Consider the following 21,051-nt stretch of genomic DNA (forward strand, 5'->3'; position numbering starts at 1 on the left):
TGACCGGATAGGCATTTTCCGAAGAGCACTATCTGCCAGATCGGGGTAAACGGAAAGCGTCTGGAAACTTGGCCGATTACGTCCTGTTCTGTCGGTTGGGCCACGCGCCGGGCAGGGAGGGAACAGAGGTCGGCAAGGACGACGCAGCCCCCAGCGCAAAGGCTCCGGACAGTCCGGCTTTTCCAAAGTCCACCGTCAGCTCCCGTGGAGCCAGCTCGACCGAGTCCGGGTTGCCGATAAAGAGCGACAGCAGCCGCTGGGGAATGAGACGGGCAAGGTCCGTATCCCTCTCCATCAGGATCAGATCCTGCTGGGGACAGTAGATCACGGCGATCTCTGTATCCGGAGACGGCTTCAGGGTGCCGATATACAGCACGATATTGGCTGCCGGATCAGCGAAACGGGTCAGTTCCATGTCCGGCAGTCGCAGAAGCGGAAAGCCACGCAGGATGGCTCCACCGTAGGGAGAGAGAATGACCGGCGATGTCTTGGCCGTCAGACCGCGCGCCACAGACAGCAGTTGCAGGAAGGCTGTCGCTTTCAACGGCGGACTCTCAGCCCGGAACGAAAGTCCGTCCTGTGGCAGCATCTGGGGCGTGAAGCGGCCCGGTGGCGGAAAACGCTCCAGCCAGGCCGCCAGAAGCTCCTCGCACAGGACACGCCCCAGATTGCGCACCTTTTCCGTCAGTTGCAGGGTAGCGGGTCTGAGGGCTTCCAGCGCCGAATTAACAAGCGCCTTGAAATAGGGCGCAAGGGCATCGACGATGGCGTTCTGTTCTTCAGGCGTGAGTGCTGCGAAGCGACTGGCGCGGTAATTGAAGGACGGATCAAGAAACCAGAGCGCCTCCGTCCCCTGCTCGTGGCGCAGCCGCAGAACCGGCAGAGGCAACAGGCTGACATGGAGGGCGAACGGATTCCAGCCGGGATAGAAATTCAGCAGGGGACGATGATTGACAGTCAGCGTATGTGACTGGCCCTGAAAAGTAATCACTATGCTTCCGTCGTCTGCCGGAGCGACCTTGTCCTGCGATGCTTCGGGCATATCGTCTCTGCTGCCTTAATGTCTGGCCGAATACTTTAGCGACATTTCTGTTTTCTGCCCATCAGTCAAAGACGTCAATTCGCAGAGGCCGTTGTGCCGACTTCCTTGCGGTCAAAACAGAAGTCATGGTTGCAGAACTCGCACGTCATCTTGATGACGCCGTCCTCGACCATGTGATCAAGATCGTCATCGGAAAAACGCGAGAGAACATCGGACAGTTTCGCTTTCGAACAGCGGCACCCATAGGCCAGAGCCCGGGACTGTCCAACGACCAGATCCTCTTCATGGAACAGGCGGTACAGCAACTGTTCAGCCGGAAGCGCGTCATCCAGCAGCTCAGCGTCCGTCAGCGTTCCGGCGAGCGCAAGGGCTGTGTTCCACGCATCCTCGCCCTGCTCATCAAGAACATCGGAGTGATCGGCGTCGGCGTCCGAACCACCACCACCGGCAATCCGCTCAAGGATAAGAGCGCCGGACCGCCAGCCTGCCTCGGTCTGCTGCGCCGCCAGCATGGTCCAGCAGGCATGCTGCTCACTGGTCTGGAAATAATGCATCGCCATGTCGGCGAGGCTGTCACCCGTGATTTCAACAATCCCCTGATGCCGGTCCATTTCCGGCCCCTGATCGACCGTCAGGGCGAGGTAGCCGTTTCCTGTCAGGTCCCGGTCGGTGATCTGTTTGCCGGAGGCAAGCAGCGCATCCAGCTGCTCCTGATCCTGTCGGGCATAAAACCGGAGGCCACCGGTATCGGTGCAGTCCGCCAGCAGAAGACTGACAGGTCCGTCCCCCTTGATCTGCAACGAGAAGGAGCCCTGAAATTTCAGGGCGCTGGCCAGTCCGGCGACAAGCGCCAGCGCTTTGCCGCCAAGAGCGGAGATGGCGGGCGCGTGCTTATGGCGCGTGAGGATGGCGTCCGCCAGCTTTCCGGGGCGGACCAGACGTCCGCGCACTGGTCGACCGGCCAGATGGAAAGGCGTCACCCCCCCGGGGACAACGATATCCGGCACATCCGGTCGATCGCGATCAAGAAACGCAGGGGTGTCCAAAATGCCTCTCCTCTTTCCGGTCTTCCTCTGTCGCAGCCGACCGACTGCCGCATAAATCCCTTATATGGTCACGCCATGACCGGATTTACAGGTCAGCCGTAAGCCGGGATTCCAGAGCCTCAAGCGTCTGCCGGAACGCCTGCTGCTTTTCATCATCCAGCGGGAAAGCTGTCTTCAGAGCGGAGAGCAGTCCCTGCCGACAGGCATCGTGGGCGACATCAAGGTCCTGACTGCGAGGCGCCGACGCAAGACAGTCGATATAGGAGTCCCGAAAGGAACGCAGCTTGTCCACAGGCAGGCCAAGCGTGGCGAACGCCTTGTCCACTTCCGGCTCCAGCCAGCCTGGAGCCGCCGGACCGTCTTCCGTGGACGATATCTGTATCGGTCCGTCTTCAGGACCCGTTCCCACAATATTTTCGGCTTTATCGTCGCTCATTTCGCTTCCTCCCCAAACCGTGTCCAGTCCTCGCCTCCGAGCGCCCAGACGAGCAACCCTTTCTGGGCATGCAGCCTGTTTTCAGCTTCATCGAACACCACCGAAGCCGGACTTTCGAACACGTCCTCTGTCACTTCCTCACCAATATGAGCCGGGAGGCAGTGCATGAACAGGGCATCTTTGGCCGCATGTTTCATCAGGGCGCGATCAACGCGGTAAGGCTCCAGCAGCGTGATGCGCTCGGCCGCAGCTTCATCAGACATGCTGACCCATGTGTCGGTCAGAATGCAGTCCGCACCTGCCACGGCTTCCTGAGGATCATTGGTCAAAACCAGCTTCGCACCCTGCTGACGCGCCCAGGCGACAACTTCCGCTTTCGGCATCAGCTGTTTCGGCGTAGCCACGCGCAGGGTGAAATCAAACTGGGCAGCGGCTTCGATCAGGGAGGCAGCGACATTGTTGCCGTCACCCACCCACGCCAGCGTGCGACCTGCGATCGGCCCCTTGTGTTCCTCGAACGTCATGATGTCCGCGAGGATCTGGACCGGGTGAGAGGCCGGCGTCAGGCCGTTGATGACCGGCACGGAGCTCCAGCGGGCAAGTTCATGCAGGGCGGCGGTGCGACCCGTGCGCAGCACGATGGCGTCCACAAAACGCGAGAGAACCCGCGCCGTATCCTGCACTGACTCCCCACGACCAAGCTGCGTGTCGCCAGCCGAAAGAACAACGGCGTCGCCGCCCAGCTGGCGGACGCCGACTTCAAAGGAAACGCGCGTGCGGGTGGAGGGCTTGGACAGCAGAATGCCAAGCGTCCGGCCTTCCAGCGGCTTCGCAGGATGCAAGGGGCGGCTCCTGCCATGCTGCATCCGCTTCATGCCGGCTGCGACATCGATGATCTGTCTGAGAGTGGTCTTGTCCAGATCACGCAGATCAAGAAAGTGGCGGATCGCCTTCCCGGCAGGCTGATGCGTCGGGGAAGCGGCCTTGGCAGAGGTGGTCACGAAATCGTCTCCAGAATAGCGGCCCGGACCGTTGCGGCTGCCTGACGGAGACACTTTACGGCCTCAAGACAATCCTGTTCCGAGATGATGAGAGGCGGCACGAGCCGCAGAACATTGTCTCCGGCGGAGACGGCGAGAAGCCCGGCAGCCTGAGCGGCGGCAAGCACATCGGACACTTTCGGGATGCAGCGAAGCCCGATCATCAGCCCCATGCCCCGACGTTCCGAGAAAATGTCAGGGAAATCTTTGATCAACGTATCCAGATGCCTGTCCAGAAAAGCGGCGCGCTCCCGCACCTGCTCCAGAAAACCGGGAGCCAGAAGAATATCCAGAACGGCATTCGCAGCGGCACAGGCCAGCGGGTTGCCACCGAACGTGGTGCCATGTGAGCCCGGCGTCAGATGCTTCGCCACCTCTTCACGAGCAAGGATCGCGCCGATAGGGAAGCCGCCGCCCAGCCCCTTGGCTGCGGACATGACGTCCGGGGTGACGCCCGACCATTCATGGGCGAACAGTCTGCCGGTACGGCCCACACCGGTCTGCACTTCATCAAAACCGAGGAACAGGCCGAACTCGTCACACATGGCGCGGAGTTCCTGAAGGAAGCGCTTGTCCGCCGCCTTGATGCCGCTTTCACCCTGAATGGGTTCCAGCATCACACCAGCGGTTTCCGGCGTCACGGCGTCACGGACCGCGTTCATGTTGTTAAGCGGCACATGATCGAAGCCCGGAGCGCGCTCACCGAACCCGTCAAGATAGGTCGGGTTACCCGTGGCGGACAGCATGCCAAGCGTGCGACCATGGAACGCGCCTTCAAAGCACAGGATGCGGGTCCGCTCCGGGTGGCCGCTCTTCGCCTGCGCGCGGCGGATGGCCTTCACCATGCCTTCATTGGCTTCCGCACCGGAATTGCAGAAGAACACGCTGTCGGCGAACGTGTTTTCAACCAGACGGGCGGCGAGGCGTTCAGCCTGCGGCACACGGAACAGGTTGGACACGTGCATGACCTTTGCGGCCTGCTCGGTGATGGCTTTTACCAGTTGCGGGTTGGCGTGCCCGACGGAGCAGGTGGCAATGCCAGCCGCAAAATCAAGAAATCGTCGCCCGTCCGTCGTGTACAGCCAGGCGCCTTCGCCCCGCTCGAAGGCGAGGTCAGCGCGGTTGTAGGTCGGCATCAGGGCGGAAATCATGAGGGTCATGTGTCCAGCTAGAATTGAAAGGGCTGAAACAGAAACGGCCCGCTGCCTGTGGGGAGCGGGCGTCCGGTTTCATTGCGTATGATGACTGCGCTTGTGTGTGTAAGTCAAACTTGCTGTGCCGAAATGACCGGGAAACTATATCTCATGATGTGCAGGGAGGGGCAGGGAAGCAAACTTGGCAGAAAATACACTCGGGAGTTTCCTGAGCATCTGATGCTCATTGTGACTGATCAGCTTCTCCTGCTTCTGACAGACAACGGAGTCCAAAGCACTTGGTCCGTAGAAAAAATATTTCTGGCACCCGCGTCATGGTTGTCTCCGTGAATGGAGTTACGGTCAGTCATACGGACAGAAAGCGCGTCAACTGGTCAATATCCGCATCTGCACGCGTTGTTTCATGCACAATATGCCCGCCTTCGATCACGATGATCCGGTCTGCTACGTCCAGCGCGAAACTGAGCACCTGTTCCGACACCATGATGCCAAGTCCGCTTTCGTCACGAATTCTGCGGAGTGTCCTCGCCATCTCCCGGATGATTGACGGCTGGATCCCTTCCGTCGGTTCGTCCAGCAGCAGCAGTTTCGGTTCAGTCGCCAGAGCTCTGGCAATGGCAAGCTGCTGTTGCTGACCGCCGGAAAGATTGCCTCCCCGCCGTGTTCCCATTTCTTTCAGCACAGGAAACAGGGTGTACAGCTTGTCCGGAATGCTTGATTTTCCGCGCACGAACAAACCGGTTTCGATATTTTCCTTCACAGTCATCGCTGGAAAGACCATCCGCCCCTGTGGCACATAGGCCAAACCGGCCTTTACACGATCATAGGCAGCCAGTGCTGCCAACTCTGTTCCTTCCAGACGAATTGTTCCCGACCGGATGCCCATATTGCCAATCAGGGACTTCATGAGTGTGCTTTTGCCCATCCCGTTTCGTCCCATCAGAACCAGAATCTCTCCCTGGGCGATCCGCAGATTGATGCCATGCAGAACTTCGCTGGCTCCGTAAGCGACGTGAAGGTCGTTTACATCCAGCAGTGTGTCCATAGCCGGGGTGATGCCGCTTTCAATGCCCAAGATACACCTCCACAACTTTAGGATCATTTTTCACATGCTCCATGGAGCCATCGGAAATGATGCGTCCCTGGTGCAGAACCGTGACCTGATGGGCAATCTTTTCGACAAAGCCCATGTCGTGTTCAATGACCAGAACCGAACGTGACTGAATGATGCGTTGCAGCAGTTCCGCGGTGCGTACCCGCTCACTGATTGTCATGCCTGCAACCGGTTCATCGAGCATCAACAGCGCCGGGTCCTGTATCAGCAGCATGCCGATTTCCAGCCATTGCTTCTGGCCATGACTCAGCCCACTGGCCTTCTGGTCCAGCTTGCCATCCAGATAGATCATCGCAGCAATTTCGTTGATGCGTTCCAACATGGCGCGGTCCTGTCGAAAAAACAGAGCCTCGAAAACCCCTCGACCGCGAGGGTAGGATATCTCCAGATTTTCAAACACCGTCAGATCTTCATAAACGGAAGGTGTCTGAAATTTCCGCCCTACGCCTGAGCGCACGATGTCGTATTCCTTCATCCGCGTCAGTTCGCGTCCGGCGAAACGGATGGACCCGGAGGTGGCGGCCGTACGACCACAGATCAGATCCAGCACTGTTGTCTTGCCTGCACCATTCGGTCCAATGATGACGCGGATCTCGCCGCGATTGATGCGGAATGACAAATCATCAACAGCCTTGAAGCCGTCAAAAGAAACACTCAGTCCTTCAACTTCCAGAAGTGGTTCGTTTGTCGTTGTCATGCAGGACTCTCCCTACGCCGGTTCGTCGGTGGTGCTGGACGTCCTGTTGCCCAGCACGGTCAGAAAGCGATCCACATATCTGTCGAGGTAAGTCCGGTAGAGGCTGGCCAGACCACCGGGGAGAAACAGCACAATCCCGATGAACAGACCTCCCATGGCAAAGGTCCAGAGTTCAGGCAGTGATTCTGAAAAACTCGTTCTCGCCCAGTTGACGACCAATGTGCCGTACACCGCTCCGAACAAGGAGTTGCGGCCGCCGACTGCGCAGTAAATGACCATCTCGATGGATGGCACGATCCCGACAAAAGTCGGCGACATGAAACCGACTTCCAGCGTGAACAGGGCGCCCCCGATACCAGCCATGGCCGCACAGAACGCAAAGATGAAAATCTTGAAGTTCGCCACGTTGTATCCGGAAAACCGGACGCGGTCTTCCTGATCCCGTATCGCACGCAGGATGCGACCAAGCTTGCTGCGTCGGACAAAGCGCACCATCAGCATGCACACCAGAAGCAGGACCGCACCGACATAATAAAGGACGAGTTTCGCGTGGTCACTCTGGATATCCCAGCCATCCAGCGTGCGCAGATCGGTAATGCCGTTGACGCCGCCCGTATAGCCCTGCTGCCCGATAATCAGAATGGTCAGGATCGACGCGATCGCCTGAGTAATGATCGCAAAATAGGTGCCACCCACACGACGGCGGAACATGGCTATACCAATCACCATGGCCAGAAGTGTGGGGACTGCCAGCACGGCCAGAAGCGTGAAGGAGAAGCTGTGGAATGGCTTCCAGAACCACGGCAAGGCTGTGATCTGGTTCCAATCCATGAAATCGGGAATCCCCGGAGTGGACTGGCTCTTGGTCGCTTCTGGTGTCGAGGCCTGAAGTTTCAGGAACATCGCCATACAATATCCGCCAAGGCCAAAGAATATTCCCTGTCCCAGACTGAGAATTCCCGTGTCACCCCAGCAGGCGACCAACCCGATCGCCACAAAGGCATAGGTCAGATATTTTCCGACCAGCGTCAGGCGAAATGCATCCAGCCCCGCAGGCAGCACGACCAGAAGAACCACGGCGAGGATACTGAAGAACAGAATATCCTTGCGGTTCTGAAGGGAAAGCATGTCTTTCTCCCGAAATATGGAAATTTTGGTCTGAATGTGTGTCGGTCTCTTCAACGCCGGACCTTGATGGCAAACAGGCCCTGAGGACGGATCATCAGAATCCCCACGACCGTCAGCAGGACGATCACCTGCGCCATAGAACCGTTGAAGAAGAACTCGAGGATTGAGCGCACCTGTGAAATGCTGAAAGCCGAGGCGATTGTGCCGCCCAGACTTTCTGTCCCGCCGAAAGCCACTACGAGAAACGTGTCCACGATATACTGCTGTCCCGCCGTAGGACTGGTGGAGCCGATCATGGTGAAGGCTGCGCCAGCGACACCAGCAACCCCACAACCGAGGCCGAATGTTGTGCGATCGACCCATTCAGTATTGATACCAACCGCTCCGGCCATGGTCCGGTTCTGCATAACAGCCCGGACCTGCTTGCCCCAGCCAGAGCGGTAGAGGAGCGCATAGACACCTCCGGTAATCAGCAGTGTCAGGGAGATGACGATCATACCGTTGATCGGGATCTGGATGGTGTCGGTCAGGTCCCACGACCCCATCATCCACGATGGCAGTGTCACACCGACCTCGCGCGCGCCGAACGTGGAGCGCAAAACCTGTTGCAGGATCAGGCTGACACCCCATGTTGCAAGCAGCGTGTCGAGTGGCCGTTTGTAGAGGAAGCGTATCAGAGACCATTCCAGCAACATCCCGATAGCTCCAGCGACGATGAAGGCCAGGATGACAGCGAAGAAGAAGTAAAGACCGAACAGGCCGGGCATCCATCGCTCGAATATCTGCGAACAGACATAGGTCGTGTAGGCACCCAGAATCATGAATTCGCCATGCGCCATGTTGATGACGCCCATCTGGCCGAACACGATCGCCAGCCCCAGCGCCATCAGGAGAAAAACCGAAAACAGAATGAGTCCGGCAAAACTCTGCATGACGAAAATCGAAGCCAGATCGTTGATCGAATATCCCGCGAACATCGCGATCCCCCTGAGGAAGGACACACGGGCGCGACACAGGCAAGGACTGCCCGGACACGACCTATGATATGAAAATGTTTTCTGTAAAAAGCGTTTTTACTGATAGCCAACCGGGAAAGGGTTGGGCTCGATCAGATCCGGTGTCTGGTAGATGACATTGAACTGACCGTCCGTCCGGGCCTGCCCGACCAGCGTGCGGCTCCACAAGTGATGGTTTTTGGCGATACGGACATAACCTTCGGGTGCGTCCTTGAATTCGATCCCCGGCGATGCTTCGATGACCTTGTCGATATCGAATGATCCGGCTTTCTCAACACTCATTTTCCAAAGCCACGGTCCCAGATAGGCGGCCTGGGTCACATCGCCGATCACGCTGTTCTCTCCCCACATTTTCTTGAAAGCAGCAACGAATTTCTGATTTTCAGGTGTTGCGATGCTCTGGAAATATTTCATGCAGGCGTAAGCACCGGCAATATTCTCGCCGCCGATACCAAGGATTTCATCCTCAGTGACCGAAATGGTCATCAGATTATGCTTCGACAGATCCAGTCCCGCAGCTTTCAGCTGCTTGTAGAAGGCGACATTCGAACCACCGACAATGATCGCGTAGATCACATCGGGTTTCATAAGCTTGATCTTGTTGATGACTGAATTGAACTGCGCATCGCCAAGAGGGAAATATTCCTCCCCTACGACGCGTGATCCCTTCAGGTGATTTTCAATATGCTTGCGCGCGATCTTGTTGGCAGTGCGCGGCCAGATATAGTCCGACCCGAGCAGATAATATGTCTTGGCGTTCTTTTCCTTGGAAATCCAGTCCAGACCAGCAAGGATCTGCTGCGTCGCTTCCTGACCCGTGTAAATCACGTTGCGGGACTGCTCCAGTCCTTCGTAGAAAGTCGGATAATACAGCAACCCGTTATAATGCTCGAAAACTGGCAGCACCGCTTTGCGTGAGGCAGAGGTCCAGCAGCCGAAAACGGAAGCGCATTTATCATTTTCAAGTAATTTGCGCGCCTTCTCGGCGAAGGTTGGCCAGTCGCTGGCGCCATCTTCCTGAATATATTTGATCTTGCGGCCCAGAACTCCACCTGCTTCGTTGATCTGCGCGATTGCCAGTTTCTCGGCTTCAACCGATCCGGTCTCGCTCAGCGCCATCGTGCCAGTGATGGAGTGCAGAATGCCAACAGTCACGCTATCGTCAGTGACTGCCAGTCCGGTTTTGTTGACCGATGCGGTTGTTGGCGTATCCGCTCTGGCCAGGCGTGGTATCAGCGCACCAATGGGTAGCGCTGACATGCCCATCAGAACTCTGCGACGGCTGGATTGCATGTTCAACGGATTCTTTCTGTCGGGCATTTATCTGTTCACCTTCGCTGCAAGTGTCCGTGTTCCAGGGACGACATGGCAAGGATTCAGGATCAGACAACGCGTTTTCCATACGTCGATTGACGTAGCATCACGGGGACAAAAGACACTTTTTTGTTTCGGATTCGATATGTAAGCTACGCCGACCGGATGTCTGTCCCGTTCGGCCGCACGGAAAGGCCCATGTTTCCACATCAACGAATCATTATGTCCCGTCGTAGCTACAACCGCTGGGTCGTGGACGAGACAATGGAAGACTACGCCTTGCGTTTCACGCCGGCTTCAGCCCGGCGCTGGTCGGTGCTGCGTGTTGCCAACACCGCTTTTGGCGGCGTGTCGTTCCTGGCGCTGGAAATGATCGGTGGCCTGGTGTTCCTGCAATATGGGTTCACCAACGCAACGCTGGCGCTGCTCATCGGCGTGGTACTGATTTTCCTGCTCAGCCTGCCTATCAGCTATCATTCATCGCGCTACGGCATCGATATCGACCTGCTCACACGTGGCGCAGGCTTCGGCTATATCGGGTCAACGCTGACATCCCTGGTCTATGCATCGTTCACATTCATGTTCTTCGCCATCGAAGGCGCGATCCTGTCCGACATGCTGAAGCTAAGTTTGGGAATTCCACTCTGGCTGGGATACATTCTGTCCACACTGGTCGTCATACCAGTCGTCGCACGCGGTTTCACGCTCATCAGCCGGTTTCAGGCCTGGACTGTCATACCGTGGCTGGCACTTCAGATTTTGCCCTTCGTGGTTATCGCGTGGCGACAGCCCGATGCGGCGACAGGGTGGGCCCATTATACGGGACAGGACCCGTCCATGCCGCGCCTGATGGGCATCGGAGCTGCTTTTTCCATCATCTTCTCTGTTGTGACCCAGATAGGCGAGCAGTCGGATTTTCTGCGTTTCCTCCCGGTCCCGCAGAATGGACAGCAGAAATGGGCCTGGTGGACGGTCACCCTGACCTGCGGGGCGGGGTGGATCTTCATGGGAGGGCTGAAGATTCTGGCAGGCATGTTCCTGGCCTGGGTGACCCTGCGTCACGGAGAGTCCTTCGTCGTCGCGCAGCAACCAACGACAATGTATCTGACGGCGTTCAGAGAGGTGACGACTCACCCCGGCTGGGCACTCGCTCTGACCACAGTCTTCATTGCGTTGTCCCAGATCAAGATCAACGTCAACAACGCCTACGCCGGGTCGATTGCGTGGTCCAATTTCTTCTCGCGCGTCACACACAGCCACCCGGGCCGCGTCGTGTGGCTCGCGTTCAATGTCGGACTTGCGCTGCTGCTGATGGAAATGGACATCTACAGCACCATCATCAATCTGCTGTTCCTGCATTCGATCGTCGCCGCTTCGTGGATCGGCGCATTGACGTCCGATCTGGTCGTCAACAAGCCGCTGGGCCTCAGCCCGCCGGGGATCGAATTTCGTCGTGCCTATCTGTACGATATCAACCCCGTCGGCATCGGTGCCATGACCGGCGGCATTGCGACAGCGGCGGCGTTCTACCTTGGTGCGTTCGGTCCTGCGCTAACGGTCTTCGCGCCGATGGTCGGACTGGTTTGCGCCTTCTGCCTGGCACCGTTCATCGGCTGGGTGACGCGGGGCCGCTATTATCTGGCGCGCCGTCGTTTCGTGCCACCTGTGGCTGGCAACCGGTATGTCTGTGTGGTTTGCCAGAACAGCTTTGAAGGCGAGGATATTGCCCGCTGCCCCGTATATGCGGGCTTCATATGCTCCCTATGCTGCAGTCTGGATTCACGCTGTCGTGACGCCTGCAAGCCAGAAGGCGCACGGCTGAGCGGTCAGATTGCATCCGTGGGACGCTCCCTGCTACCTCAGGCGATCATGACGCCAAATTTTGGGGTCATCTGTCGCTATCTGCTTATCCTTTTCGCGCTGATGGCCTGTACCGGCGGCGTTCTCTCCGGGCTGTATACTGCGATCCTGCCATTCACCGCCGTTAACTCACACGGCCTGTATGCAGTGTTCTGGAAGACATTCTTCCTGCTGTTGCTGCCGCTGGCAGCGCTGGCATGGTTCGTGGTCCTGAAACAGCGGAGCTATCGTGCGGCTGAAGACGAAAACCGCTACCAGACCCGGCTGCTGATGAAAGAGATACGGGCTCACCGCCGGACCGATCAGCAGCTGAAAAAAGCCAAGGAGCGTGCCGAGTCGGCCAATTTATCGAAAAGCCGTTTTATGGTCGGTGTGAATCATGAAATCCGGACTCCACTCAATTCGATAATGGGATATGCCTATCTCCTGGAAAACCGGATGCTGACCCCGGCACGACGGGACGAAGGACTGAAGATCATCCAGCGCAGCGCCGAGCATCTGAGTGGTCTGATTGAGGGTCTGTTCGACATTTCGAAAATTGAAGCCGGCCGGATGGATGTGCTGCACGAAAAAATCAATTTCCCCGACTTCCTGCGTCATCTGACCCAGATGCTTCGTTTTCAGGCAAATCAGAAAAATCTCGATTTTATTGAGGATATTCAGGACACGATTCCGGACTACGTGATCACTGACCAGCGTCGGTTGAGACAGATTCTGATCAACCTGCTGTCAAACGCGATAAAGTTCACCAATCAGGGATCCGTCTCGCTGTCGGTCCGCTGGGGGACAGAGATTGCGACATTCGAAATCCGTGACACCGGGATCGGAATCCCGGAGGAGGATATGGACCGCATCCACGAACCCTTCCAGCGAAGTTCACACCCCAATTCCCATCGTATCCCGGGAACCGGTCTGGGGCTGACCATAACGCGCCTGCTGATCCAGATTCTGGGAGGAGAACTGACGATCTCGAGCAAGGTGGGACAGGGGACAATCTGTCGCGTACGATTGATGTTATCCAGCGCACAGTCTGATGCCGTAATGGTGCCGCCAATTAACCTGCTGACGGAAGCGGGATCAATGGCGATGGGAAAGCGTCGGCCCAGCGTCTTTGTCGTGGATGATGATCCGATTCATAGAGGTATGATCAACGATGCCCTGGAGCCGCTGGGGTTCGTAGTCTATTCCGCCGCAAACGGGCAGGAATGTCTGGATATCGCCGCTCATGCTTCGATCGACCTGTTTCTGCTGGACGTCAATATGCCCGGCATGAACGGATGGCAACTGGCGCGTCGGTTACGTCAGGGAAGCAATCGCGCCTCCATTATCCTGATCATTTCCGCTGACGAGCAGGTAAGGAGCCAGACAAACCGCGACGGATTGTGCGATGGCATCCTGTCCAAACCCATTGCGATCTCGGAGCTTTTGACCCTGATTGACCGTACACTGGTTCCTGCGGCGCTGCTTTCTGAATCCGACTCTCAGGCCGTGACAGGCCGGTTGCTGACACCGTCTGACCTGTCGGAACTCCGACGTCTGGCGCGGCTTGGCCATATCGCTGGCCTGATACGTTTTCTGGATACGATTTCAGACGCAGTGCCGGACGATGTACGGATTATCCGTGATATGGCAACAAATTTTAAGATCGGGGAATTGCGCTCTTTCCTCGACAACTACGAGGAGCGAAGATGACCAGCATTGTACTTGTGGTGGATGATGAACCTGTCAATCTCTCTCTCGCCACCGACATTCTGGAAGCTGGAGGCTTTACGGTTCTTGTGGCGCAATCGGCTGACGACGGTCTGGCCATTCTGGCCGATGTTCTGGTCGATCTGGTGTTGCTGGATGCTGTGATGCCGGGGAAGGATGGGTTCCAGATGTGCCGTATCATGAAAGCCGTTCCGGACTATCGTGATATTCCGGTCGTTTTCATGACTGGATTGTCCGGGCAGGATGACATTGTCCAGGCCTTTGAAGCGGGCAGTGTCGATTATATCGTCAAACCCATCCAGCCTGCCGAACTACTGGCCCGTACACGGACGCATCTGGACAATGCCAGAAAAACAAAAAAACTTTTTCGGGCCATAAATTTTTCCGGCCGTCATTTTCTGGCCACAGACCGGGAGGGCGTCGTGCAGTGGTTCTCTCCCCAGGTTCCCTCCATCATCGGAAGCATTGCGTCACATGACACGACGGTGAGACTGCCTGTGGATACATTGCGCTGGCTGCAGGCCTGTATCAATTCGCCATCATCCGTCGATGCCAGCTACAGGCAGCAGGACACGGATATGGAGTATGGTGTCGAATTCAGTTTCATGGGGCAGCCGGAACCCGATGAATTTCTGGTACGTCTGGCCGTTGTCAGGGATGGACAGGACGTTACGTGTCTACAGATCAAACTGGGTCTGACGGTACGGGAGGCCGAGGTTCTGTACTGGGTCGCGAAAGGCAAGACCAATCGTGATATTGCTGAAATCCTGTCAATCAGTCATCGAACGGTCAATAAACATCTTGAACAGATCTACATAAAAATAGGCGTGGAAAACAGGGCGGCCGCAACCGCCCGTGTTCTCCAGGCTCTTCACGGATAGAAATTATTTGGGCATCGGACCGAGTTTCACGCCGTCCGGATAATATTTCCAGCCATCGCGGATCCGGACCTTGTTATCCCAGGGAAGCTTGTATTCTCCAGCGGCGAGATCGCGTACCCAGGTCAGATAATTGGCCTTCTCGCCACCCGGTTTACCGACATAGGCACGACATCCAAGATTGAAAATATTGTTTTCCAGAGCCCAGTTTTCTCGCGCCTTGTCCACAAGGCGAGGGAACAGTTCAGCCGTAACGATTTCCCAGGGATTGCGATGTCCCTGCTGGATCACATTGCCGTCGTAATTACAGACTGTACCTTCACCAAAATAATAGAACACATTGTCATATCCAGCCAGATTGACGGATATGGTATACATCAAATTATGCCAGGCGTTGGTCCTGTTGGTCCAGATCCACTGATCGTTGACCTGGGTGGAATAACCGGAAATGCGGATGTAGACATTTGCACCCTTGTAGGCTGCCTCGCGTGCCAGTTCAGGGAACATGCCATCATGACAGATGCAGACAGCCAGACGTGATCCCTTGGGACCATCGCAGACCGGCATTCCGAAATTTCCTGGCGACCAGGGCTCGATCGGCACCCAAGGCTGCAATTTGCGGTAATGCAGTGCGATCTCACCATCAGCGTTGATAATGATAGCTGTATTGTACGGAGGCAGCGACGGATCTTCATTTCGCTCCATAAGCGAGAAGACGCCCCACACATCGTTGCGCTTGCAGGCTTCCTTGAAACGGGTGATTTCCGGGCTTTCGACCGTCAGCAGCATTTCGTCGTAAGTCCAGATCGACGTATTCAGGCCCTGTGTCGAATATTCCGGGAACACAATGACGTCCAGGTCCGGGTATCCGGCCTTGGTTGAATCAACTGCGCGGCAGATCTGATCAACCTGTGTCTGGATATCCTCAGGACCTTTGATGACCGGGACCGGATATTGAATTAGTGCGATCAGAAGAGCCTCTTCCCACGCACTTACGCTCCCTGTGCTTCCCATGAACCGCTCCTTTGCAAAAACGACAGCCATATTCGGCCAGTCAGACAGCGGACCGCAGATGTGTCATCTCCGATCCATGGAGCAACCGTCACGCAACATGGGGATTCAGGCCCATACGTCGTTTGACGTAAGGTTAAAAAACATTTCATCATATGAAAGATGAGAATTGGCGTTTTCTCATCACTTGACGCCAGCATGGTTCATACCAAAGCCTACGAACACCTCGAGGTATTAAATAGTCTCTGGTGATGACCTCTGTTTTCTCCGGAAGACATTTTATCCAGATCAGAAATTTCTTTAGTCTGGAGTAAAAAGACAGGAATATCCGTAACGTTCCCTGTGACTGCCGCCTCCACTCCCTCACCCCATCAGCGTATCGTAAAGCAGTTTGAAGTTCAGCGCGAGAATGATCCCCGACACCAGCCAGGCCAGTCCTGCGACAGGCCGGGAGATGGTGAACGGTCCCATCATGTCGCGTCGCGTCACGAACCAGACCAGCGGCACCACGGCGAAAGGAAGCTGCATCGACAGGATCACCTGACTCAACAGTAGCAGGCTATCCACGCTTTTGTCGCCGAACCACACGGAGGCGATCACGACCGGAACAATGGCGAGGGCGCGTGTCACCAGCCGCCGCGCCCAGTCGGGCAGACGCAGATGCAGAAACCCTTCCATCACGATCTGACCAGCCAGCGTGCCAGTGATGGTCGAGTTCATTCCCGCCGCGAGCAGCGCCACGGCGAACAGTGTCGAGGCCAGCGCCGCGCCAAGCACGGGCGAGAGCAGATGATAGGCCACGCTGATCTCGGCCACGTCACTATGACCCGTTGTATGGAAAGCCGCTGCGGCCACAATTAGGATGGCGGCGTTGATAAACAGCGCCAGTGACAGAGCGATGGTGCTGTCGAGTGTCGCGAAGCGGATGGCCTCGCGCTTGCCGTCCGGTGTGCGCTCATAGGCGCGGGTCTGCACGATGGACGAGTGCAGGTAGAGATTGTGCGGCATGACCGTCGCACCGACGATACCAATGGCGATGTAGAGCATCGCATGGTTGGTCAGAATGCTGGTCGTGGGAATGAAACCGTGCAGAACGCCGCCCATCGGAGGGTGGGCCATGACCAGTTGCGCGGCGAAGCACCCGGCGATGATACACAGTAGCCCGATGATGAAGGCTTCCAGATAGCGGAACCCTCGCCCCATCAGCAGCAGCACGATGAACGCATCCAGCGCCGACAGCAGGGAGCCGGTTAGCAGGGAGAACCCGAACAGAAGTTGCAGGGCGATGGCCGTGCCGATCACTTCCGCCAGATCGCAGGCGATGATGGCCAACTCACAGGCAATCCACAGCAGCAGATTGATCCCGCGAGGAAAACGTTCCCGGCAGGCCTGCGCCAGATCCAGCCCCGTCGCGATGCCAAGCCGGGCCGACAGAGCCTGAAGCAGGATCGCCATCAGGTTGGAGAGCAGGATGACACTGAGCAGGGCGTAGCCGAACTGCGCCCCGCCCTGCAGATCCGTCGCCCAGTTGCCGGGGTCCATATAGCCGACCGAGATGAGATAGCCCGGCCCGACAAAAGCAAGGAACCGTTTCAGCGTGGAAGCTCCGGGACCGGGAACGCGGACAGTAGCAAAAACGTCCGGAAGGCTGCGGCGGGGACTGTCTGCGTTCGGCACGGTCGGTCTCTGATTTTATTGGTGAGAGCGGGTTCGTCCCTGCAATATGCACAATGCTATACAGGATTGCATCAGGAAAATATTCATCAATTCCTGCCCAGCATGGCCGGAACAAAAAGTTTGAGGCAGGATGAACGCCCTCCCGCAACCTTCCGGACCGTGTTGATGACTGTTCCCGAGATTGATCCGTTTCACACCGTGACGCTCAGCACGCTGGCGCATCGTCTTGCGGCGGACGGTCGAAGCATCATTCACATGGAATTTGGGCAGCCCTCGACCAGTGCGCCGAAAGCAGCGGTAGCCCGGGCGCATCATGTGCTGGACACCGATCCGATGGGCTACTGGGAGAGCGACCCACTCAAGGAACGGATTGCCCGGCATTATGCCGACAGCTACGGCGTGACGGTAAAGCCCGAGCAGATCACGCTGACTGCGGGAGCTTCGGTTGCGCTCGTGCTGGCCCTGACAAGCTGCTTCGTACCGGGCATGCGGGTGGCGCTGGCAAGGCCGGGTTATGTGGCCTATCGCAACACGCTCCGCGCGCTTCACATGGAAGCCGTCGAGATTCCCTGCGGTGAGTCGGTGCGCTTCCAGTTGACGGCAGAGGCTGTCGCCGCCCTGTCTCCGGCACCGGATGGACTGATCATTGCCAGCCCCGCCAACCCGACCGGCACCATCCTTTCGGCGGAAGAACTGTCCGCGATCGTGGAAGTCTGCCGTGCGCGGGGCATTCGCATCATCTCTGACGAAATCTATCATGGCCTGAGTTTTGGAGAACCAGCGCACAGCGTTCTCGAATATGACGACACTGCACTGGTGGTGAACAGCTTCTCCAAATATTTCAGCATGGCGCCGTGGCGGCTCGGCTGGCTTGTCGCCCCTGAAGACCGGATCGACGCCGTGAAGGCACGGATGGGCAACATGTTTCTTACGCCATCCTCACTAAGCCAGCATGCGGCTCTGGTGGCGTTCGATTGCCATGATGAACTTGACGGTCATCTGGAAACCTATCGACGTAATCGGGATCTATTGCTTGAAGCCCTGCCCGTCTGGGGGCTGCGGCATATCGCCCCACCCGATGGCGCTTTCTACATCTACGCCGATATTGGTCATCTGACGGATGACAGTCTCGCCTTCTGCACCCGACTGCTGGAGGATACCGGCGTGGCGACGGCCCCCGGTATCGACTTCGATCCGGTGGACGGGAAGCATTTCATCCGGTTCAGTTTCGCCGTGTCGACGAACCGGATCAGAGAGGCCATTCGCCGGATGACACCGTGGTTTATTGAGCGGACGGCAGAGGCAAAAACGTCCTGATCTTTTTCAGATCAGGGTGTTTTCTGCTTTTCTCGTTGCATCAGAAGTGAATGAGAAATGGCTTTCTATTCTTTTTGAAAAAAGAACCAAAAACTTTTGTCACTTCTGCGAAGCCGTTTGGTCTGGCAACGTGTTTTTCCTATAGCAAACCGTCTTTTATTTTCTTCTTTCACAACAAGAAGATTTCCGTTCTCTCCATCGCATCAGGCTGTCAGCTTCTCCGAGGGAACAGACGTGCTTTCAATAATATAAGGTCCTGCCGAAAGAATTTCGACCGCCAGAAGTCCTTCCTGTGTCGGGTCAATGTCTTCAAGCGACAATGCGGCCTTTCCGGTAGTCCAACGTGCACCAGAAGATTCAGACGGAAACCAGCCATCCAGAGGATCGCTCTGGTGATGACGTGTAAGAACATGGCTGCTCTTGCCCTGAGACACCACAATGCGTCCAACCTGCACACCGAGCGAGCGTCGGTCATCGACATACGCTCCAACGGCATCATGCGGACGGCTTGAGCGGGAAAGAAGACGGACCGATTTCACACCCGCAGGAATGACAAAGAACGCAAACTGACCAGTCTGTCGCTCAAGAGGAATGAGAGTGCCGTCATCAGTCATCAGACGCAGTTGTGGATCGGTTGTTGTCTCGGAACGAGGCGTGCGATTGACCAATCCATTATGCACGGCGCGCGTTTCAATCTGATGGAACAGGGGCGCGGTAAAAGACGGACTGACTTCCAGAGGAGCGGCGGCGTTATTTTCCCATGACAGGGCACGCGATATCGGTAGAGCTGCCACTGTGCCGGACTGCCGGAAAGAGGAACGGTTGCCGGTATCGAGATAACTTTCTGTCAGCACACCATCAGCCGACAGGATCGAATGCTGCTCTGTCTCCACGTGATAATAATCATAGGACGTGATTGTCCTGTCGTAGAAGATCGAACGACCATTGACGAGAAGACGGACCGGAATGAATCGGCCTTCAAGATAAAGACAATGTTCTGACGTAATCAGCATGTCTTTCCAGGGCACATTCTGGCTGAACGCCCCTTTCAGAATACGCACCGGATAGCCGGCCTCATCATCCGGGAGATCGGCGCTTACGGAAACATGCGTGACACCTGTCCAGACAACCTTCCTGATTTCAGGAAGACCGTTGACCATAGCCACAACCTCATCACCAATCAGGATATCCTGAACAGGCACGTCTCCCTGCGGTGTAAGGATCATGGAATCCGCAAGGAAACAGGCGAATGTGTAGGTGCCATCGTTGTTTTGTGTATAGGTGAAGTCACTCGGCGTTACACCTGCCGCCAGACTGATATTATTGAAAAGCGTCTGAGTCGCTTCCCAGAGCGTGCCCTGCAAACTGTAGGTAACACCATCACTGTTCAGAACGAGATGGACATTATCTGGCTCGTTTCCTGAGATGATGATTTTATCGTAATTGCTGAAATTCTTTATGACAGCGCTGGAGGTATTGCTACTATTATAATAAACGACATTGAGCGTTGAACCGCCGATACTGCCGTCAGAATTGCTTACATCATTGAAGATTACTGTTCCCTTCAGTGTGTTTCCATACTGAAGAGTCAGATCGGCTTCCTTCAGAACGATGGTAGCATTGGCTGGATCACCTGCTATTTCCTTCGTCGTCAGCGTGATATCGCTCAGGGTCAGTACAGCGCCTTGTGAAAGAGAAAGGCTATAATTGCCATTGTTGAGTGATTTCCCATCCGATGAAAGGGTTGCAGCTCCGTTCACAGTAATACCGCCTACAGACGCATCCTGCGACAGAACGACATTCGCCCCTTCATTGAACACCACAGCGTCATAACTCTGGGGGACATTATTCCCATTCCAGCTGCTACCCTGCCAGTTGTCCGAAACGGTCCAGTCGTTGCTTGCTGCGCCAGTCCAGATTACTGTGGCCATTCCATTCCCTTATAGTTTTATGATCGTCCACCAGACGGGGTGACCAGAGGTTTCCCGGCATGGATTTCGTTGCTGTCACGTCGGGGTGACATGCTCCAGTTGATAATTTTCGTTTTATATTATGGCTTTTAAAAGGTCACGTTAAGAATTTGGTAATACGTCGTAATTTTAAAGTGCAAGCACATTGATGTTGAAGGAATTTTCGAATTTGTAATTTAAATTTCGTATTAAATTACAAATTCGAAACAACAAGTCATGAGCGCAGTCACTCGGCCGAATAAAGTCGATCCAAGAGCTGTTCATCGCTGACAAGGATATGACACAGCGCCGTCCGTAATGCTTCGGGAACAGGCAGATGACAGCAGTCATCCCTCTGGGAGAAACCAGCTTTTCGCTGCATTAAAATCAGATGCTTTTGTGCCAGACTGAATTGTTCATCCGCATAGCAACACGCAACATTCAACTCGTCTTAGCTGTCACCCGGATTAACTGACGGCACACCTCAGAAAGCGTACCTCAAGCCATTATTCTCTGTTCCAGTTCTGAAAAAACTGGCAGCGAAAAGCAGATTTTTATCGTATCGGGGGGGAGTAAGGGGCCACAAAAGTTCATAGACGATGCTCTACAGACACAAACCAACGAGCAAAGCGAGAGACCCAAATCCCTACCCTGACAAGAGC

16 protein-coding genes are annotated in these 21,051 nt (G+C 56.0%); 3 read left to right on the forward strand and 13 right to left on the reverse strand.

All coding sequences use genetic code 11. The features are described 5' to 3' along the window. Nucleotides 1-76 precede the first annotated feature (76 nt). The 10 genes from EMQ_RS10510 to urtA form a co-directional block, all read right to left on the reverse strand. Entirely contained in the window at nt 77-1,042 is a 966-nt protein-coding gene (locus EMQ_RS10510; protein ID WP_010668004.1) for a hypothetical protein, read from the reverse strand. Between the two features lie 74 nt (nt 1,043-1,116). Further along, complete coding sequence (gene hslO, locus EMQ_RS10515; RefSeq protein ID WP_010668003.1) at nt 1,117-2,088, reverse strand: Hsp33 family molecular chaperone HslO; 972 nt, start codon at nt 2,086-2,088, stop codon at nt 1,117-1,119. 85 nt (nt 2,089-2,173) lie between these two features. After that, the gene (locus EMQ_RS10520; RefSeq protein WP_010668002.1) at nt 2,174-2,524 is read right to left on the reverse strand and encodes a hypothetical protein; all 351 of its coding nucleotides are present in this window, start codon (nt 2,522-2,524) and stop codon (nt 2,174-2,176) included. Beyond that, nucleotides 2,521-3,525 carry an ornithine carbamoyltransferase gene (argF, locus tag EMQ_RS10525; protein WP_010668001.1) on the reverse strand — a complete coding sequence of 335 codons (1,005 nt, stop codon included), beginning with the start codon at nt 3,523-3,525 and terminating at the stop codon, nt 2,521-2,523. The genes EMQ_RS10520 and argF overlap by 4 nt, the downstream gene beginning before the upstream one ends. Further along, complete coding sequence (locus EMQ_RS10530; RefSeq protein ID WP_031941558.1) at nt 3,522-4,715, reverse strand: aspartate aminotransferase family protein; 1,194 nt, start codon at nt 4,713-4,715, stop codon at nt 3,522-3,524. The genes argF and EMQ_RS10530 overlap by 4 nt, the downstream gene beginning before the upstream one ends. A 349-nt stretch (nt 4,716-5,064) precedes the next feature. Beyond that, on the reverse strand, nt 5,065-5,763 hold the full coding sequence (gene urtE / locus EMQ_RS10535) for an urea ABC transporter ATP-binding subunit UrtE (RefSeq protein WP_081471000.1): 699 nt from the start codon (nt 5,761-5,763) through the stop codon (nt 5,065-5,067). A gap of 19 nt (nt 5,764-5,782) precedes the next feature. Then, complete coding sequence (gene urtD / locus EMQ_RS10540) at nt 5,783-6,529, reverse strand: urea ABC transporter ATP-binding protein UrtD (protein ID WP_010667997.1); 747 nt, start codon at nt 6,527-6,529, stop codon at nt 5,783-5,785. 12 nt (nt 6,530-6,541) lie between these two features. Then, nucleotides 6,542-7,657 carry an urea ABC transporter permease subunit UrtC gene (gene urtC, locus EMQ_RS10545; RefSeq protein WP_010667996.1) on the reverse strand — a complete coding sequence of 372 codons (1,116 nt, stop codon included), beginning with the start codon at nt 7,655-7,657 and terminating at the stop codon, nt 6,542-6,544. A 50-nt stretch (nt 7,658-7,707) separates the two neighbouring features. Beyond that, nucleotides 7,708-8,634, reverse strand: coding sequence for an urea ABC transporter permease subunit UrtB (gene urtB, locus EMQ_RS10550; RefSeq protein WP_010667995.1), 927 nt, complete (start codon nt 8,632-8,634; stop codon nt 7,708-7,710). Between the two features lie 96 nt (nt 8,635-8,730). After that, nucleotides 8,731-9,993 (reverse strand): urea ABC transporter substrate-binding protein, encoded by a 1,263-nt coding sequence (gene urtA / locus EMQ_RS10555; RefSeq protein ID WP_373278074.1) that lies wholly within the window; start codon nt 9,991-9,993, stop codon nt 8,731-8,733. 159 nt (nt 9,994-10,152) lie between these two features. Between urtA and EMQ_RS10560 the strand changes: the two genes are divergently transcribed. Beyond that, entirely contained in the window at nt 10,153-13,539 is a 3,387-nt protein-coding gene (locus EMQ_RS10560) for a hybrid sensor histidine kinase/response regulator (protein WP_373278075.1), read from the forward strand. Beyond that, complete coding sequence (locus EMQ_RS10565; protein WP_018308032.1) at nt 13,536-14,438, forward strand: response regulator transcription factor; 903 nt, start codon at nt 13,536-13,538, stop codon at nt 14,436-14,438. Before EMQ_RS10560 ends, EMQ_RS10565 begins: the two co-directional genes overlap by 4 nt. 3 nt (nt 14,439-14,441) lie before the next feature. Here EMQ_RS10565 and EMQ_RS10570 read toward each other — a convergent pair whose 3' ends face one another. Beyond that, a complete protein-coding gene (locus EMQ_RS10570; RefSeq protein ID WP_026200080.1) occupies nt 14,442-15,449 on the reverse strand; it encodes a formamidase in 1,008 nt (335 codons plus the stop codon). 360 nt (nt 15,450-15,809) lie between these two features. Beyond that, the gene (locus EMQ_RS10575) at nt 15,810-17,123 is read right to left on the reverse strand and encodes an Nramp family divalent metal transporter (protein WP_010668660.1); all 1,314 of its coding nucleotides are present in this window, start codon (nt 17,121-17,123) and stop codon (nt 15,810-15,812) included. Nucleotides 17,124-17,288: 165 nt separating this feature from the next. Here EMQ_RS10575 and EMQ_RS10580 point away from each other — a divergent pair, with 165 nt between their 5' ends. Further along, complete coding sequence (locus tag EMQ_RS10580) at nt 17,289-18,440, forward strand: pyridoxal phosphate-dependent aminotransferase (protein WP_010668659.1); 1,152 nt, start codon at nt 17,289-17,291, stop codon at nt 18,438-18,440. Nucleotides 18,441-18,643: 203 nt separating this feature from the next. Here the strand turns inward: EMQ_RS10580 and EMQ_RS10585 are convergent, their stop codons facing one another. After that, nucleotides 18,644-20,371 (reverse strand): Hint domain-containing protein, encoded by a 1,728-nt coding sequence (locus tag EMQ_RS10585; protein ID WP_010665801.1) that lies wholly within the window; start codon nt 20,369-20,371, stop codon nt 18,644-18,646. Between the last annotated feature and the right edge of the window lie 680 nt (nt 20,372-21,051).

The organism is Acetobacter aceti NBRC 14818 (assembly GCF_000193495.2).
Lineage (GTDB): Bacteria > Pseudomonadota > Alphaproteobacteria > Acetobacterales > Acetobacteraceae > Acetobacter > Acetobacter aceti.